The sequence below is a fragment of the Streptomyces sp. NPDC015144 genome (genome assembly GCF_043079735.1).
GTDB lineage: Bacteria > Actinomycetota > Actinomycetes > Streptomycetales > Streptomycetaceae > Streptomyces.
In genome coordinates this window covers 301,525-316,797 of the sequence record NZ_JBIBUU010000002.1, presented here as the reverse complement: position 1 = coordinate 316,797, position 15,273 = coordinate 301,525, and the positions used below count along the sequence as shown (strand labels likewise).

The 15,273-nt window shown below is 72.4% G+C and carries 15 protein-coding genes; 9 read left to right on the top strand and 6 right to left on the bottom strand.

The annotated features are described in order from the left end of the window. Positions 1 to 162: 162 nt before the first annotated feature. The 6 genes from ACF08W_RS05505 (at position 163) to ACF08W_RS05480 (ending at position 6,172) form a co-directional block, all read left to right on the top strand. The gene (locus ACF08W_RS05505; protein ID WP_392278512.1) at positions 163 to 1,755 is read left to right on the top strand and encodes a potassium/proton antiporter; all 1,593 of its coding nucleotides are present in this window, start codon (positions 163 to 165) and stop codon (positions 1,753 to 1,755) included. 318 nt (positions 1,756 to 2,073) lie between these two features. After that, positions 2,074 to 3,357, top strand: coding sequence for an MFS transporter (locus ACF08W_RS05500; RefSeq protein ID WP_392278511.1), 1,284 nt, complete (start codon positions 2,074 to 2,076; stop codon positions 3,355 to 3,357). A 66-nt stretch (positions 3,358 to 3,423) separates the two neighbouring features. Further along, on the top strand, positions 3,424 to 3,759 hold the full coding sequence (locus tag ACF08W_RS05495) for an FmdB family zinc ribbon protein (RefSeq protein WP_392278510.1): 336 nt from the start codon (positions 3,424 to 3,426) through the stop codon (positions 3,757 to 3,759). Positions 3,760 to 3,847: 88 nt separating this feature from the next. After that, entirely contained in the window at positions 3,848 to 4,681 is an 834-nt protein-coding gene (locus ACF08W_RS05490) for an S-methyl-5'-thioadenosine phosphorylase (RefSeq protein ID WP_352278163.1), read from the top strand. A gap of 417 nt (positions 4,682 to 5,098) precedes the next feature. Next, positions 5,099 to 5,572 carry a hypothetical protein gene (locus ACF08W_RS05485; RefSeq protein WP_392278509.1) on the top strand — a complete coding sequence of 158 codons (474 nt, stop codon included), beginning with the start codon at positions 5,099 to 5,101 and terminating at the stop codon, positions 5,570 to 5,572. Positions 5,573 to 5,701: 129 nt separating this feature from the next. Continuing rightward, complete coding sequence (locus ACF08W_RS05480) at positions 5,702 to 6,172, top strand: MscL family protein (RefSeq protein ID WP_352278159.1); 471 nt, start codon at positions 5,702 to 5,704, stop codon at positions 6,170 to 6,172. A 55-nt stretch (positions 6,173 to 6,227) separates the two neighbouring features. Here the strand turns inward: ACF08W_RS05480 and ACF08W_RS05475 are convergent, their stop codons facing one another. From ACF08W_RS05475 to ACF08W_RS05450, 6 genes are read right to left on the bottom strand one after another with little or no spacing between them, the layout of a single operon-like run. After that, entirely contained in the window at positions 6,228 to 6,431 is a 204-nt protein-coding gene (locus tag ACF08W_RS05475) for a hypothetical protein (RefSeq protein ID WP_352278157.1), read from the bottom strand. Positions 6,432 to 6,452: 21 nt separating this feature from the next. Then, positions 6,453 to 6,824: a hypothetical protein gene (locus tag ACF08W_RS05470; RefSeq protein WP_392278645.1), complete on the bottom strand. Its 372-nt coding sequence runs from the start codon at positions 6,822 to 6,824 to the stop codon at positions 6,453 to 6,455. A gap of 32 nt (positions 6,825 to 6,856) precedes the next feature. Beyond that, positions 6,857 to 7,528 carry a ubiquinol-cytochrome c reductase iron-sulfur subunit gene (locus ACF08W_RS05465; RefSeq protein ID WP_392278508.1) on the bottom strand — a complete coding sequence of 224 codons (672 nt, stop codon included), beginning with the start codon at positions 7,526 to 7,528 and terminating at the stop codon, positions 6,857 to 6,859. Further along, complete coding sequence (locus ACF08W_RS05460) at positions 7,525 to 8,127, bottom strand: 4Fe-4S dicluster domain-containing protein (RefSeq protein WP_352278151.1); 603 nt, start codon at positions 8,125 to 8,127, stop codon at positions 7,525 to 7,527. Before ACF08W_RS05460 ends, ACF08W_RS05465 begins: the two co-directional genes overlap by 4 nt. Before the next feature lie 6 nt (positions 8,128 to 8,133). Continuing rightward, the gene (locus tag ACF08W_RS05455; RefSeq protein ID WP_392278507.1) at positions 8,134 to 10,491 is read right to left on the bottom strand and encodes a molybdopterin oxidoreductase family protein; all 2,358 of its coding nucleotides are present in this window, start codon (positions 10,489 to 10,491) and stop codon (positions 8,134 to 8,136) included. Further along, entirely contained in the window at positions 10,488 to 11,651 is a 1,164-nt protein-coding gene (locus ACF08W_RS05450; protein ID WP_392278506.1) for an MFS transporter, read from the bottom strand. The genes ACF08W_RS05455 and ACF08W_RS05450 overlap by 4 nt, the downstream gene beginning before the upstream one ends. A gap of 124 nt (positions 11,652 to 11,775) precedes the next feature. On the opposite strand from ACF08W_RS05450, the gene ACF08W_RS05445 reads away from it, so the two are divergent. The 3 genes from ACF08W_RS05445 (at position 11,776) to ACF08W_RS05435 (ending at position 15,161) form a co-directional block, all read left to right on the top strand. Then, positions 11,776 to 12,939, top strand: coding sequence for a low temperature requirement protein A (locus ACF08W_RS05445; protein ID WP_392278505.1), 1,164 nt, complete (start codon positions 11,776 to 11,778; stop codon positions 12,937 to 12,939). Positions 12,940 to 12,979: 40 nt separating this feature from the next. Then, positions 12,980 to 14,248 carry a P1 family peptidase gene (locus ACF08W_RS05440; protein ID WP_392278504.1) on the top strand — a complete coding sequence of 423 codons (1,269 nt, stop codon included), beginning with the start codon at positions 12,980 to 12,982 and terminating at the stop codon, positions 14,246 to 14,248. Between the two features lie 142 nt (positions 14,249 to 14,390). Continuing rightward, positions 14,391 to 15,161, top strand: a complete 771-nt coding sequence (locus tag ACF08W_RS05435; RefSeq protein ID WP_352278146.1) for a DUF6227 family protein — start codon at positions 14,391 to 14,393, stop codon at positions 15,159 to 15,161. Positions 15,162 to 15,273 lie beyond the last annotated feature (112 nt).

Genomic DNA, 15,273 nt, shown 5'->3' with positions numbered 1-15,273 from the left:
GGGGCAGGTGGTCCTGGGAGTGCAGGAGCAACCATAGGCGCAGCGCCGGGGAGGCTCCGACGCGGTATGCGGATGACTCGTACGACGGAGCGATCGTACGGATGCCTGAACCCGTCAAGAAAGCGTTAAAGATTAGGTAAGGTAACGAAGTACCGGCCGCAGATGGCCGATGCCGAAGATCGATACCGGGGGATCGACCGACTCGGCAGGCGCACGCGGGGAAAGGAACGGCCACTGTCTGTCCACACGCTCAACGAACTCCTGCTCGTCTGCTCGCTCGTCCTGCTCGTCGCGGTGGCGGCGGTACGCGTCTCGTCCCGCAGCGGGCTCCCCAGCCTGCTGCTCTACCTGGGCATCGGGATCGCGCTGGGGCAGGACGGCTTCTTCGACGTCTCGTTCAACAACGCGGAGCTGACCCAGGTCATCGGCTACGCCGCACTGGTCGTGATCCTCGCCGAGGGCGGCCTGGGCACGAAGTGGAAGGAGATCCGCCCGGCGCTGCCCGCCGCGGCGATGCTCTCCCTGGTCGGCGTCGCGATCAGCGTCGGCGTCACGGCGGCCGCGGCCCACTACCTGGTCGGCCTGGAGTGGCGGCAGGCGCTGATCATCGGCGCGGTCGTCTCGTCGACGGACGCGGCGGCGGTCTTCTCCGTGCTCCGCAAGGTGCCGCTGCCCGCCCGGGTCACCGGCGTCCTGGAGGCGGAGTCCGGCTTCAACGACGCCCCCGTCGTCATCCTGGTCGTCGCCTTCTCCACCCGGGGCCCGGTGGACAGCTGGTACGTCCTGATCGGCGAGATAGCCCTGGAGCTCGCCATCGGCGCCGCCGTGGGCATCGCCGTCGGCTGGCTCGGCTCGTTCGGGCTGCGCCATGTGGCGCTCCCCGCCTCCGGTCTCTACCCGATCGCCGTGATGGCCATCGCCGTCTCCGCGTACGCGGCGGGCGCGATGGTCCACGGCAGCGGCTTCCTCGCCGTGTACCTGGCCTCGATGATCCTCGGCAACGCCAAGCTGCCGCACTGGCCGGCCACCCGCGGCTTCGCGGACGGGCTCGGCTGGCTGGCCCAGATCGGGATGTTCGTCCTGCTCGGCCTCCTGGTCACCCCGCACGACCTGCTCGACGACTTCTGGCCCGCGGTCATCGTGGGCCTGGTGCTGACCGTGGTCGCGCGCCCGCTGGAGGTCTTCGTCTCGCTGGCACCGTTCAAGCTGCCCTGGCAGGAGAAGGCGCTGATGTCCTGGGCCGGGCTGCGCGGCGCCGTGCCGATCATCCTGGCGACCATTCCGATGGTCTCCGGCGTCGAGGGCTCCACCCGGATCTTCAACATCGTCTTCGTCCTCGTCATCGTCTACACCCTCATCCAGGGGCCGACCCTGCCCTGGCTGGCGAAGGCCCTGAGGATCGCCGACGATCCGGGCGAGACCGCCGACCTGGGCATCGAGTCGGCGCCGCTGGAGCGGCTGCGCGGCCATCTGCTCTCCGTGGCGATCCCCGGCCGGTCGAAGATGCACGGCGTGGAGGTCGGCGAGCTGCGACTGCCGTCCGGGGCCGCCGTCACCCTCGTGGTGCGGGACGGGAAGAGTTTCGTGCCCGCCCCGTCCACGGTCCTGCGCCACGGCGACGAGCTGCTGGTGGTCGCCACCGATCCGGTGCGCGACGCGGCGGAGGAACGGCTGCGCGCGGTCGGCGAGGGCGGCAAGCTCGCGGGCTGGCTGGGAACCGGCGGGCCACCGAAGGCACAGCACCGGGGCGTCTGAGTCCTCGGTCCGGGCAGGGGCCCACACACACATTCACAGGTTCACAAGGGCCCCTGCCTGTACCATGAAGGAAGCTGTCCGTCCCCGGTACGGGGTCGGCCGGCCCGATCGACCAACCCGAACGACCAACTCTGCCTGACGCAGAGCTGGCGCGACCGTATGGCGGTCGTGGCGTCCTCCGCCTCTGCTGAGCGCCCGGCATCTACCGCAGTTCCGCGCGAAGAGGACAGCTCTCGGCAGCACCCGTACGAGCCCGTCGGCGCCCCGTGCCGACGACCGGCGGATGCCCGGCCACCAGGCGGCAGAAAGGCATGGACCGTGGCGTCCACGGTCACCGACCGCCCCGGATACGGGCAGTTGCTGCGCACCCCCGGTGCGTGGACCTTCCTTCTCCCCGGCTTCGCCGCACGGCAGCCCTTCGCGATGCTGACCATCGGCATCGTGCTCCTGGTCCAGCACACCACCGGCTCGTACGGCAGCGCGGGCGCCGTCGCCGCCGTCACCGGTGTCTCCATGGCGCTGTTCGCGCCGCAGACCGGCAAGCTCGCCGACCGGTTCGGGCAGCGCGCCGTGCTCCTGCCCGGCGTCGTGGCGCACGCGGCGTCGGTGTCGGCGCTGACCGCGCTGGCGCTGGCGGGTGCGCCGCTGTGGGCCCTGTTCCTGGCGGCCGTGCCCACGGGCGCGTCCGTTCCGCAGGTCGGCCCCATGGTGCGGGCCCGCTGGGCGGCGCTGCTGGGGGCGGCCCCGGGGCGCTCGGCCTCACCGCTGCTGCCCACCGCCGCGGCCTTCGAGTCCGTGACGGACGAGTTCACCTTCGTCATCGGCCCGGTGCTGGCCACCGCGCTGTGCACCGGGGTGCACCCGGCGGCCGGGCTGGTCACCGAGGCCGCGCTGACCCTGCTGGGCGGGCTGCTCTTCGCCGCGCAGCACCGCACCCAGCCGGCGGTGCGCGCCACCACCGGCGGCCCCGCCGAGCGGCACGCCTCCGCCCTGTCCGTACCGGGCGTACGGGTGCTCGCGGTGGCCTTCCTCGGCATCGGCGCGGTCTTCGGCGGGATGCAGGTCTCGCTGACCGCCTTCGCCGAGGAGATCGGCCGCCCCGGGGCCAACGGACTGCTGTACGGGGTCTTCGCGGCGGGCAACATGCTCGCCGGGATCGCCTGCGGCGCCATCGCCTGGAAGAGCGGCCCGCGCCGCCGGCTGATCGCCGGGTACACGGCACTGGCCCTGACCGCGTCCGGGCTGTGGGCGGTGCACTCGGTGCCGCTGCTGGCCGGTCTCGGTCTGCTGGTGGGGCTCTCCATCGCCCCGGCCCTGATCAGCGGGTACACGCTGGTCGAGTCGCTGGTGCCGGGATCCGCCCGGACCGAGGCGTTCACCTGGCTCACGGGCTCGGTGGCGCTCGGCCAGGCGGCCGCGGTGACGGTGGCCGGGCGGCTCGCGGACGCCCACGGGGCGAGCACCGGATTCCTGGTGCCGCTGGTCGGTACGGTCCTGGCGCTGTTCACCCTGGTGGGGCTGCGTTCCCGGCTGATTCCGGCCGGGAAGGAGCGGACCGTGGCACGTGGCGTCGGTCACCGGGAACCGGTCACGGTGGACTGATGCAGCGGAATACGTCAGTATGGAGCGTCGTTAGCACTCATTGAGTCAGAGTGCCAGGAGGAGCAAGTGCCGACCTATCAGTACCAGTGCACCGAATGTGGCGAGGGCCTCGAGGCGGTGCAGAAGTTCACCGATGACGCCCTTACCGTGTGCCCGAACTGCGACGGACGCCTGAAGAAGGTGTTCTCGGCGGTCGGCATCGTCTTCAAGGGTTCCGGTTTCTATCGGAACGACAGCCGCGGCTCCTCGTCGAGCAGCACGCCGGCCTCGTCGTCGACGAAGACGTCCGGTTCCGGTTCGACGTCGTCCGACTCCGGTTCGTCGTCCTCCTCCTCCGCCTCGTCCTCTTCCTCGGCGTCGACGTCCACCGCGTCCTCGACGAGCGGTACGTCGGCCGCCTGAGCAGCGCGCTCCACACTCTTTCCCGGGAAGCCCCGCCGGTTCGTCCGGCCGGGGCTTCCCGTGTTTCCGGCGCCGTTAGTGTGATCGCATGGCGAACGCAGAGATCGGTGTCATTGGCGGTTCGGGCCTGTACTCCTTCCTGGAGGACGTGACGGAGGTCCAGGTGGACACCCCGTACGGGCGACCGAGCGACTCCCTCTTCCTCGGCGAGGTCGGCGGCCGCAGGGTCGCCTTCCTCCCCCGTCACGGCCGCGGCCACCATCTCCCGCCGCACCGGATCAACTACCGGGCCAACCTGTGGGCCCTGCGCTCCGTGGGGGTGCGCCAGGTGCTCGGCCCGTGCGCGGTGGGCGGCCTGCGCCCGGAGTACGGACCGGGCACGCTGCTCGTCCCGGACCAGATGGTGGACCGCACCAAGAGCCGGACGCAGACCTTCTACGACGGGGAGCCCCGCGCCGACGGCGTGCGGTCGAACGTGCTGCACCTGGGCTTCGCCGACCCGTACTGCCCCGAGGGGCGGCGGGCCGCGCTGGCGGCGGCGCGGGCGAAGGGCTGGGAGCCGGTGGACGGCGGGACGCTGGTGGTCGTCGAGGGCCCGCGCTTCTCGACCCGGGCGGAGTCGCGCTGGCATGCGGCGATGGGTTGGTCGGTGGTCGGGATGACCGGTCACCCGGAGGCCGTCCTCGCCCGTGAGCTGGGGCTCTGCTACACGACGACGACCCTGGTGACGGACCTGGACGCGGGCGCGGAGGCCGGTGAGGGGGTCTCGCACGCGGAGGTGCTGGAGGTGTTCGCGGCCAATGTGGACCGGCTGCGTTCGGTGCTCTTCGACGTGGTCGCCGCGCTGCCCGCGGAGGCGGACCGGGACTGCCCGTGCTCGCACGCGCTGGACGGCATGGAGCCGGGGTTCGAGCTGCCGTGATCCGGGGGTCCGGGTGGGCCGGGTGACCCGTGTGACCCGGGTGACCCCGGTGCGTCGAGTGGTCCGGGATGGGCTGAGTGGGCCGAGTGGTCCGGGTGGCTGTCGGGGCGTGCGTGGGTGACGGAGTTGTCCACAATCCCGGGGGCGTCCACAGCCTCCGGCGGGGATCGCGCGGACGGTGGATCGTGAGGGGAGTCCGCCCGGATCTCCTCACGACAGGTGGTGCCCACCGTGTTTCCTTCCTCCCCTCCCCATGCCCCGCTGCCGCCGACCGCCCCTCCTTCCTCGCCGTCGACCGCCCCGGCCGCGCCTCCGGCCGCTTTCTCCTTCGCGCGACCCGCTCCTTCCTCGGTACCGCCCACGCGTGAGGTGCCCGCCTTCGAGCCGTTACGGGTGCGCGGGGGCGGAGGGCGCCGGTTGCGGCAGGCCCTGTGGCGGCAGCGTCGGGCGCTGGCCGCCGGGCTGGCCCTGACGGCCGCCGTGCTCGGCGTCACGGTGCCGGGCGGAGGCGGTACGGCGCCGGGCGGGGCGGCCGCGTACGGGGCGGGGGCGGGGAGCGGGGCCGACGAGGTGCCGGAGCGGGCCCGGCCACCGGGGCGGCGGGTCTCCGCGCCGGTCCGGATCGCGGACGCGGGGGCGGTGCGCCTCCTGCGCCCCGGCGACCGGGTCGACGTGGTCTCGGCGGGGCGGGGCGGGCCCGGGAGCGGCGCCGGGGACGGCGACGGGGTGCGGGTGCTGGCCAAGGGGGCGCTGGTCGCCGAGGTGCCGCCGCCCCCGGTCGAGGACGCCGGCCGGGACGGCGCGCTGATCGTGCTGTCCGTCCCCCGGTCCACGGCCACCGCACTGGCGGGCGCGGCCATCTCGTCCCCGCTGGCGGTGACCCTGTGCTGAGCTTCATTCGTACTGGCGGCCGATCACTTCACCTTGCCGCGCATCGGAATGGGGTGTTTTCTCCGCTTACTGCCGTACATTTCACCCGAGTCTGCTCGGTCCACGGCACATGCGAAGGAAGGCTCATCCGTGAAGGAGAAGAAGGTCGGTCTGCTGGAAGGGTTCAAAGCCTTCCTGACCCGCGGCAATGTCGTCGATCTCGCGGTCGCGGTCGTCATCGGCGCCGCGTTCACCCAGATCGTGAACGCGTTCGTCAAGGGCGTCATCAATCCGCTGGTCGGTGCGTTCGGCACCAAGGACCTGGAGAGCTACAGCTCCTGCCTCAAGGGTCCGTGCGTCACGGACCCGAAGACGGGCGAGGCGACCGAGGGCATCCGCATCCTGTGGGGGTCGGTGCTCAGTGCCGCGATCGGCTTCGTGATCACGGCCGCGGTCGTCTACTTCCTGCTGATCCTGCCGATGTCGAAGTACCTCGCCAGGCGGGCGGCGATGCAGGCGGCGAAGGACGGCGTCCAGGAGACGCTGGAGGTGAGCGAGCTGGAGGTGCTGAAGGAGATCCGGGACACCCTGGTCGCCCAGCGCGGCGGCCCGACGGGGTGACCCCGGCGCCGTGGGAGCGGGTGGCGGCGCCACCCGACCACCACGGCGCGGAACGTCAGATGTGGTGGGGCGGCTTCTCGTCGAGGAAGCGCGCCAGATCGGCGGCGCTGCCACCGGCCGGGGCCCGCTCTCCCCATCCCTGGTCCGTATCGTCCGAGGACTGCTGGTCCAGCGGATCGTCGAAGACCAGCGCCGGTCTCGGTTTCGGAGCCGGCTGCTGCTCCGGATCACGCGGGCCGGGGGCGGGGGCGGTACTCATACGTCAAGGGTACGGCGGCGGTCAGCGGTCCTTCGGGTCGATCAGCCACAGCACGAGGACGACGAGGAACGACAGGCAGAGGAAGCCCGCGCCCCACCAGGCGGTTCCGGTGCGGCCCTCCATCCAGGAGTCGATGACGACGGTCAGCCCCCAGAGCTGGCCGATGACCACCGTCATGGCGAGGGTCAGCCGGGCCGTCAGCTTCGAGGACCGCTCGGGCTCCTGGTCGGTGCCGGCCCCCGGGCCGGGCCCGGTGTGGCGGACCCGGGGGTCGCCGTAGCCGCTGGTGGCCCGGATCTGCGGGTAGCGCTCGTGGACGGGCCGGTTCAGCTCGGGGCGGGCGCTGCCCGGGTGGTACTCCGGGTACCGCTGGTCCCCCGCGCTCGGGCCCATGGGCCGGTCGCCGCCGGGCTGCGGGGAGCCGGTCATGACGGCCTGCCCGGGTGACCGGCGGCGGTGCCGCTGTCGGGGGCCTCCGCGCCGCCGTCCCTGACGTTCGGGCAGCCGATCCGGGAGGCGAGGTCCGGACGGTTCTCGCCGAGCTGACGGCACAGGCCGTGCTGGACGCTCTCGCCGGAGCGCGTCGTGCCGACCGCCCAGATGCTGCCGTCGGGCTGTTCGGCGAGCACCACCTTGGGCAGCGGGCGGGGCGGCGGACCGGCGGTGACCTCGCCGGTGCGGGCGTCGAAGATCCCCTCGTGGCAGGGGCAGTACAGCTCGCCCTCGGTCCCCCGGTCCTTGCGCCACAGCACGGCGCAGGCGAGGTGGGTGCAGATCGCGGAGTAGCCGACGAGGGTGCCGTCGTCCAGCCGTACGGCGACCGCCCGGTCCTCCTCCTGCGGGTAGCGGAAGGAGAGGGACTCCCCGGGCAGGAGCTGGGCGGCGATCCGCTTCGGCGCGGGCGCCTTGGCGTCCTCCAGTTCACCGTGGCGCGGCAGGATCCCGGCGGCCACGCCGAGGCCGCCGACGGCGAGCCCGCCGGAAACGGTCGTCACGATCCGGAGGTAGTCGCGCCGGGTGGTGAGGGAGTCCGCGGCGATCCGGTCGTGCAGGGCTTCGCGCGGGTCCCCGGCCGGCGGCTGGTCGGTGACGCTCATCGGCGGACGTCCTTCCCATTGATCTCGACGACGGGGAGGCCGCCGGGCACCGGCCACTGGACCCGGTCGGCGGGCACGACCATGGCCACGCCGGTGCGCACCTCGCTCCGGCCGAAGGTGAAGGTGTCGGCGACCTGGACGCCGGGGCGCTCGGCCTGGAGTTCCTCGACGGTCCCGTAGAACAGGGCGCCGGTCGGGCAGACCGTGGCGCACATGGGGGCGAGGCCGTAGGCGGTGCGGTCGTAGCAGAGGTTGCACTTCATCTGGAGCTTCGCCCGCAGGTCGATCTTCGGTACGCCGAAGGGGCAGGCGTTGACGCAGTTGGCGCAGCCGATGCAGCGGGTGGTGTCGGCCTGTTGGACCACGCCGTCGGCGGTCACCAGGATCGCGTCAGCGGGGCAGACCTCGGCGCAGGGGGCGACGGGGTCCTCGCAGTGCATGCAGACCGTGGGAAGGGAGGCCACCGAATGGCCCTCGTCGGTGTAGTCGAGGTGGATCATCGATTTTCCGCGGTGCGAGTCGCACTCCCGGCAGGCGGAGACGCATGCCTGGCAGCCGATGCAGCGCCCCGGGTCGATGAAGATCGTTCGGCCCATCATGGGCGTTCAGCTCCTCTCCGAGGTGCCGCGCCCCTGCGGGGAGGTGGGCGGCAGCGGGTCGGTGCGGGAGACCTGGGTCTCCGGATAGGCGACGTGGCCGGGTGCTACGGGGGGTGCGGGGACCTCGTCGATCGTCTCGGCGTGCTCGATGCGGCAGGCGCACACCTTGTACTCGGGGATCTTGGAGCGGGGGTCGAGGGCGTCGATGGTGAGCGCGTTGGCCGCGGTGGGGACGGGCCAGTGGTACGGGACGAAGACGGTGTCGGGGCGGATCGCCTCGGTGACCAGCGCGGGGAACACCTCGCTGCCTCGCCGGGTGATGACCCGGACCGGTTCGCCGTTGCGGAAGCCGTGGGAGGGGTGGAGCTCGGCCCAGGGGCGCGGGGTCTGTTCGACGAGGGCGCCCAGGCGCCGGGTCTGGTTGCCGGAGAGGAAGTGCGCGACGGTCCGCCCGGTGGTGAGGCTCATGGGGTACTCGTCGTCGTACGGGTCCATCGGGGCGTGCCACTCGACGACCTGGAGATGGATCCTGCCGTCGGGGTGGTAGGTCTTCCCGTCCTCGAAGAGCCGGGGGGTGCCGGGGTGGTCGGTGGTGGGGCAGGGCCAGGCGATTCCGCCGGTCTCCTCCAGGCGTTCGTAGGTGATGCCGTAGTAGTCGTTGACGGTGCCGGCGGAGGCGATCCGCAGTTCGTCGAAGACCTCGCGGGAGTTGGCGAAGGCGAACTTGTCGCCCGCGCCGAGCCGCCTGGCGAGTTCGCACATCACCCAGGTGTCGGTGCGTACGCCGGGCGGCGGGTCCTGGGCCTTGTTGTGCTTGACGACCCGGGCCTCGGCGTTGGCCATCACCCCTTCGTCCTCGGCCCAGGTGGTGACGGGGAAGACGACGTGGGCGTTGGCGGCGGTCTCGGAGAGGAAGAAGTCGAACTGGGCGTGGAACTCGGTGGTGTCGTACCCGTCCTTGACCACCCGGTAGTTGGGGAGGGAGACGAAGGGGTTGTTGCAGATGCCGATCAGTCCGCGGATCTCGCCGCGCTGCATCTGCCAGACCATCTCCATCATCGAGGTGCCGGCGGGCGGGAGTTCGGACTCCTCGATGCCCCAGATCTCGCAGATCTGCCGCCGGTGTTCCTCGTTCATGATCGAGCGGCCGCCGGGGAGGAGGTCGGCCTTCTGCCCGTGCTCCCGGCCGCCCTGGCCGTTGCCCTGGCCGGTGAGGGTGCCGTACCCGGCGCCGGGCCTGCCGATCTGCCCGGTGGCGGCGCAGAGGTTGATCACGGTGAGGCAGTTCTCGACGCCCTGCGAGTGGTGCTCGATGCCCCGGGCGTGCCAGGCCATCGCCCTGGGCGCGCGGGCGAAGGTGCGGGCGACCTGGACGATCTGTTCGGCGGGGATGCCGCAGATCCCGGCGGCGCGGGCCGGCGGGTACTCGGCGACCTTGGCCTTCACCTCCGCCCAGCCGGTGGTGTGGGCGGCGAGGTATGCCTCGTCGGTGAGGCCCTCCTCGACGACGACGTGGAGCACGGAGTTGAAGAACGCCGAGTCGGTGCCGGGCCTGAGCGCGACGTGGATGTCGGCGGTGCGGGCGATCGCGGTCTCCCGGGGGTCGATCACGATCAGGCTCGCGCCGCGGTCCCGGGCTCCCCACACGTACTGGGTCATCACGGGGAAGCACTCGCCGACGTTGGAGCCGGCGATCAGCAGGCAGTCGGTGAGCAGGATGTCGGAGAAGGGGTTCCCGGCCCGGTCGATGCCGAAGGCCAGCTTGTTGGCACCGGCGGCGCTGACCATGCAGAGCCGCCCGTTGTAGTCGACGTGCCGGGACTTGAGGGCGACCCGGGCGAACTTGCCGACCAGATAGGTCTTCTCGGAGAAGAGGCTGGCGCCGCCGAGGAGCCCGAAGGCGTCGTTCCCGTAGCTGTGCTGGATGCGCTTGATCTCGGAGACGGTGAAGTCCAGCGCCTCGTCCCAGGAGACCTCGCGGAACGCTTCGTCGCGGGAGCGGCGCAACAGCGGGGCGGTGAGCCGGTCGGGGTGGTTGACCTGCTGGTACGCGTTGATGCCCTTGGGGCAGAGTCGCATCCGGTTGATGTCGTGGTTGCGGGGTTCGACGCCGAAGACCTTGCCGCCGTGGTCGACGCGGAGATACATCCCGCACTGCACCCCGCAGAAGCAGCAGTGGGTGGGGACGAGCGTCTCGCCCTCCTGGTCGGCGCGCCACTGGTCGGCGGGGATGCCTCCGGCGTCGCGGAAGGCCCGGGTGCCGGGCGGGGCGAGCGCCGGGTCGAGCGGTACGGCCGTACGGAAGCCGGAGCCGGTACGGGGGACGGTGGCACCGGGGTCGGCCGGGCGCGGGTCCGCGGTCACTTGAAGCCCTTCTTCACCTGGGAGAGATAGGCGCTGCCGCGCAGTACCCGCTTGCAGCGCGGGCAGTACTCGGCCCACTCGTCGAAGCCGAGGTCGAGGTCGCGCATGGTGCCGCGCAGGTTCTCGACGTACGGCCCGGTGTCGATGGGCTCCTCGCAGCGGCGGCAGCCCCGGACCTCCTCGTCCCGCCGGGCGGTGTACTTGAACAGATGCATGCCGACCGCGGCCGGGCGCTGGACGATGTGGAAGAACTTCCCGAACGGGATGTAGATGAGGGTGAACACCACCGCCACCATGTGGAGGACGGCCAGGAACTGGTAACCGCCACCGTGCAGGAAGATCGAGGAGAAGGTGAGCAGCAGACCGGTCACCGAGATGACGATGAGCGCGATCAGCGGTACCAGGTCGTAGCCGAAGCGCTGCCCGGTGATGGCGCCGCGGTCCTTCATCCGGCGCCACAGGAAGTACGCGGCGCCGGGGATGACGAGCACGGCGGCGATGTCCAGGCCGTGGAACATCAGCCAGCCCGGGACGGAGAGGGAGTCGAAGCCGAGGATCTTGAACCCCCAGATCCGCATCTCGTAGCCGGGGCCCGAGCCGCTGCCGGAGGTGAAGGTGAACCAGCCCCAGGTCAGCGGGAAGGTGATCAGCGCGGCCAGGACACAGCCCCAGAAGATCAGCTGGTGGGCGGCCCAGCGGGCGTGCGAGCGGGCGCCGAGGAACTTCTGGAAGCCGAGGTAGGTGGCGATCATCCGGGGCAGCGCGGTGGGCGCCTTGCGGAAGTTGGCCGCCGAGAAGAAGCTCCGCCAGCCCTGCTTGAACAGCCGCCGGGCGCCGGGGGCGGAGACCCAGACCGTGTAGCGGTAGGCGACGCCGAAGGCGAGGAAGACGGTGGCGACGGCGTACGGGAGGAGGGCGGAGTCGAAGTTCTCCAGCAGCCGGCTGCCGAACACGATGGCCAGGATCAGCAGGACGGAGACGGCGGTTCCGGCCGCGGTCGCGCGGCCGGCGACGGAACGGGAACCGGCGCCGGTCCGCGGACCGGCGGTGCGTGGTCCGGCGGCGCGCGTGCCGCCGGTGCCCGGGGCGTCGGCCCGGCGCCCGTCGGCCTGTGCGGGGGCGGGTTCGGGGGCGGCGGGGGCGTCTGGCGGCTCGGTCACTCCGTCAACATAGGTCTGTATATGGGGGTTACCCCCGTTTTGCGGATCGGGTGGGTGAATCGTTGCTCCGTCCGGGGGTGTCCCCCCTCCGGCCGGGTGGCGCGCGTCTGGTGTGCTGGCTGCCATGCCTGTCATGACGGCTCGCAGCCGTACCGAGAAGCACCGCGTGTCGACGCCGTTGGAACTCTTCTTCGACCTCTGTTTCGTGGTCGCGGTGTCCCAGGCGGGCGCGCGGCTGGTCCACGCCGTCGCCGGGGGCCACGCCCTGGCCGGGATCGGCGGCTACGCGGCCGTCTTCTTCGCGATCTGGTGGGCGTGGGTCAACTTCAGCTGGTTCGCCTCGGCGTACGACACCGACGACGCGCTGTACCGCGTCGTGACGCTGGTCCAGATCACCGGGGTGCTCGTCCTCGCCGCCGGGGTGCCGCGCGCCTTCGACAAGGGCGACTGGGCGGTCGTCGTCGCCGGGTACGTGGTGATGCGGCTCGCGCTGACCAGTCAGTGGCTGCGCGCCGCGCACTGCACCCGGGGCGCCGAGCGGCGGGTCGCGCTGCGGTACGCCGCCGGGATCACGCTGGTGCAGCTCGGCTGGATCGCCATGCTGTTCCTGCCCGGCAACGCCTCCGTCGGGGTCCGGGCCGCCGTGTTCGTCGTGCTCGTGCTCGCGGAGATCACCGTTCCGGCGGTCGCCGAGCGCGACCGGCCGACGAGTTGGCATCCGCATCACATCGGGGAGCGGTACGGGCTGTTCACGATCATCGTGCTGGGCGAGTCGATCGCGTCGGCCACGATCGCGGTGCAGGAGGCGCTGGACGAGCACGACGCGCTCGGCGAGCTGCTGCCGATCGCCGCGGGCGGGCTGCTGATCGTCTTCTCCGCCTGGTGGATCTATTTCGCCGTGCCGATCCATGACTACCTGCGCGGAAGCAGGGAAGCGTTCCTCTGGGGGTACGGGCACTATCTGATCCTCGGTTCCGCGGCGGCCATCGGCGCGGGCATCGAGGTCTCGGTGGAGGAGGCCGTGGGCAAGGCACATGTCCCGACCACGGTGGCCGCCGCCGCGGTGACCCTCCCCTCCGCGCTCTTCCTGCTGACGGTATGGGCGCTGCACGCCCGCCACTTCAAGCGCGACCTCGCGGAGCAGTTGCCGCTCCCCGTGGCCGCAGCGGCCATCCTGGCCTGCACGTTCGTCGGCGGGTGGGCGGTGCTCGCGGCCGGTCTGGTGGCCTCGGCTGCGGTGGCCGCCGGGGTGCTGCTGTCCCGGCGGTCCGTGTCGGCGGCGGACTGAGCGCGGTGTGCGGGCAGGGCGGCGTGATGAGGAGCTGCGGATGACGGAAGCACCCCGGGGACCGGCGGAGCGCACCGGACCGCCCACTACCGGACCACTGGACTCCGGACCGCCCGCTGCCGGGCCGCTCGACTCCGGACCACCCGCTACCGGACCGCTCGGCTCCGGACCGCCCACTACCGGACCGCTGGACTCCGGACCGCCCGCTGCCGGACCGCTGGACGCGCTGACCGATGTGGCGGGGCTGTGCGTCGGTCATGCCCAGGTGCCCGGCGCGGGCGCGCTGAGCGGGACGACCGTGGTCCTGGCCCCCGAGGGCGGCGTCGTCGCGGCCGTCGACGTACGCGGTGGCGGCCCCGGCACCCGGGAGACGGACGCGCTCGATCCGCGCAACCTGGTGCAGCGGATCGACGCCGTGGTCCTGACCGGCGGCAGCGCGTACGGGCTGGACGCGGCGTCCGGCGTGATGGCCTGGCTGGAGGAGCGGGGGCGCGGGGTGCGGGTCGGCCCCGATCCCGCCCAGGTGGTGCCGGTCATCCCGGCCGCCTGCCTCTTCGACCTGGGGCGGGGCGGTGACTGGCGGGCCCGCCCGGATGCCGCAACGGGCCGCGCCGCGGTGGAGGACGCGGCGGGTACGGGGCCGGGGGCGCCGGTCCCCGAGGGATGCGTGGGGGCCGGCACGGGGGCGGTGGCCGGTTCACTCAAGGGCGGCGTGGGCACCGCGAGCCTCCGGCTGCCCTCCGGGATCACGGTGGCCGCGCTCGCGGCGGTGAACGCGGCGGGTTCGGTCGTCGATCCGCGCACCGGCGTGCTGTACGGGGAGTACGGCGCCGCCGGAGCGCCGGCGCACCACCCGGCGCCCGACACCGTGCGCGCGGCGGCGGACCGCCTGGCCGAGTTGCGGGAGGCCAACGCCCGGCCGCCGCTCAACACCACACTGGCCGTGGTCGCCACGGACGCCGACCTCACCCGGGCGCAGGCGCAGAAGCTCGCGGGCACGGCGCACGACGGGCTCGCGCGCGCCGTGCGCCCGGTGCATCTGCTCACCGACGGGGACACCGTCTTCGCGCTGGCCACGGGTGCCCTGCCGCTCGCCCCGGGCGGCCCCGCGCCGTTCAACGAGCTGCTGGCGGCCGGGGCGGAGGTGCTGGCGCGGGCCATCGTGAAGGGGGTCCGCGCGGCGCACGGCGTCGACGCCCGCCCCGGTGGCGGCTGTTACCCCTCGTACAGCGACCTGTACGGCATACGGGCGCGCCCCTCGCCCGCGCCGGGGGACGGGCCTCCGGCTCCCGACTTGCCCGCCGGATAGGGCAGTTCGGACATTCGGACGAACCATCAGGAACCATCCTTGTGCGCCATACGTTTTCCCGAACCCCGGCCACGATGTCGGCCCCAGGGACTACGTTAAGCACGCAGCAAGTAACACGCGGCGACGGCCTGGAGACAGCACCTTGAGCGATCCGTACGAGACAACCGAGCAGCACCTCGACCGACTCCTGCGACGGGCACTCAACTCTTTCGACCTGCCCGACAGCACGGTCGAAAGACTCGGTACCGCGCTCGCCCACAGCAGTTCCCTGCACTCCTCGCACCACAGTTCCGTGCTCCACCGCGAAACCTACCGGCACACGTACCTCCTGTCGGACGGTTCGGCGCTCAGCCTGTGGGAGCTGGTGCACGGCGGGCCGCGGAGCACGGCCGGCCCGCAGGCGCGTACGGAGCCCGCCCTCACGCACCACGAGCTGTACGACGACGAGGGCGACGCCCAGGTGGCCGCGGCCCGGCTGGCGGGCAGCCTCGGCGACGTCCCGGTCTTCGCGGACGACGCGGTCCAGACCGACCTGGAGACGCTCTCGTTCCTGATGGCGGCTCCCCCGGCCCCGCTCCCCCGGGAGTACGCGCCGGACAACTCCGCCGACCACGCCCGCCGCGTCCTGCGCCGCGCCGAGAACAGCGACGGTCCCGGCGAGGAGACCGCCCGGCTGCTGCGCGCCGCCTTCGCCCACCACATCACCCAGGTCTGCGGCCGCCACTGCCAGGTGGAGGGGCGGGACGCCGGGTTCACCCTGTACGAGCACGCCTTCCTGCTGCTCGACGGCAGCGAGACGAGCCTGTGGGAGGTCGAGCACACGGCCACCCCGGACGGCCGCCACATGTGCGAGGTGTACGGGGACGAGGACACCGCGCGCGGCGTGATGGAGAACCGCACCCACATCTGCTGACCGGGGCCGCGCCCCGCGATCCGGACCACGTGGACATGACGGTGCCCGCGCCCCGGAGCGGGGCGCGGGCACCGTGTGCGGCGCGGAGGCCGGTCGTCAGAGAGGTGGAGGC

Bases quoted from the DNA above. Each gene is read 5' to 3' on its own strand.
- ACF08W_RS05505 (WP_392278512.1), top strand. From the start codon at position 163: ATGGCCGATGCCGAAGATCGATACCGGGGGATCGACCGACTCGGCAGG.
- ACF08W_RS05490 (WP_352278163.1), top strand. From the start codon at position 3,848: ATGGCGAACGCAGAGATCGGTGTCATTGGCGGTTCGGGCCTGTACTCC.
- ACF08W_RS05475 (WP_352278157.1), bottom strand. From the start codon at position 6,431: ATGAGTACCGCCCCCGCCCCCGGCCCGCGTGATCCGGAGCAGCAGCCG.
- ACF08W_RS05470 (WP_392278645.1), bottom strand. From the start codon at position 6,824: ATGGGCCCGAGCGCGGGGGACCAGCGGTACCCGGAGTACCACCCGGGC.
- ACF08W_RS05465 (WP_392278508.1), bottom strand. From the start codon at position 7,528: ATGAGCGTCACCGACCAGCCGCCGGCCGGGGACCCGCGCGAAGCCCTG.
- ACF08W_RS05460 (WP_352278151.1), bottom strand. From the start codon at position 8,127: ATGATGGGCCGAACGATCTTCATCGACCCGGGGCGCTGCATCGGCTGC.
- ACF08W_RS05445 (WP_392278505.1), top strand. From the start codon at position 11,776: ATGCCTGTCATGACGGCTCGCAGCCGTACCGAGAAGCACCGCGTGTCG.
- ACF08W_RS05440 (WP_392278504.1), top strand. From the start codon at position 12,980: ATGACGGAAGCACCCCGGGGACCGGCGGAGCGCACCGGACCGCCCACT.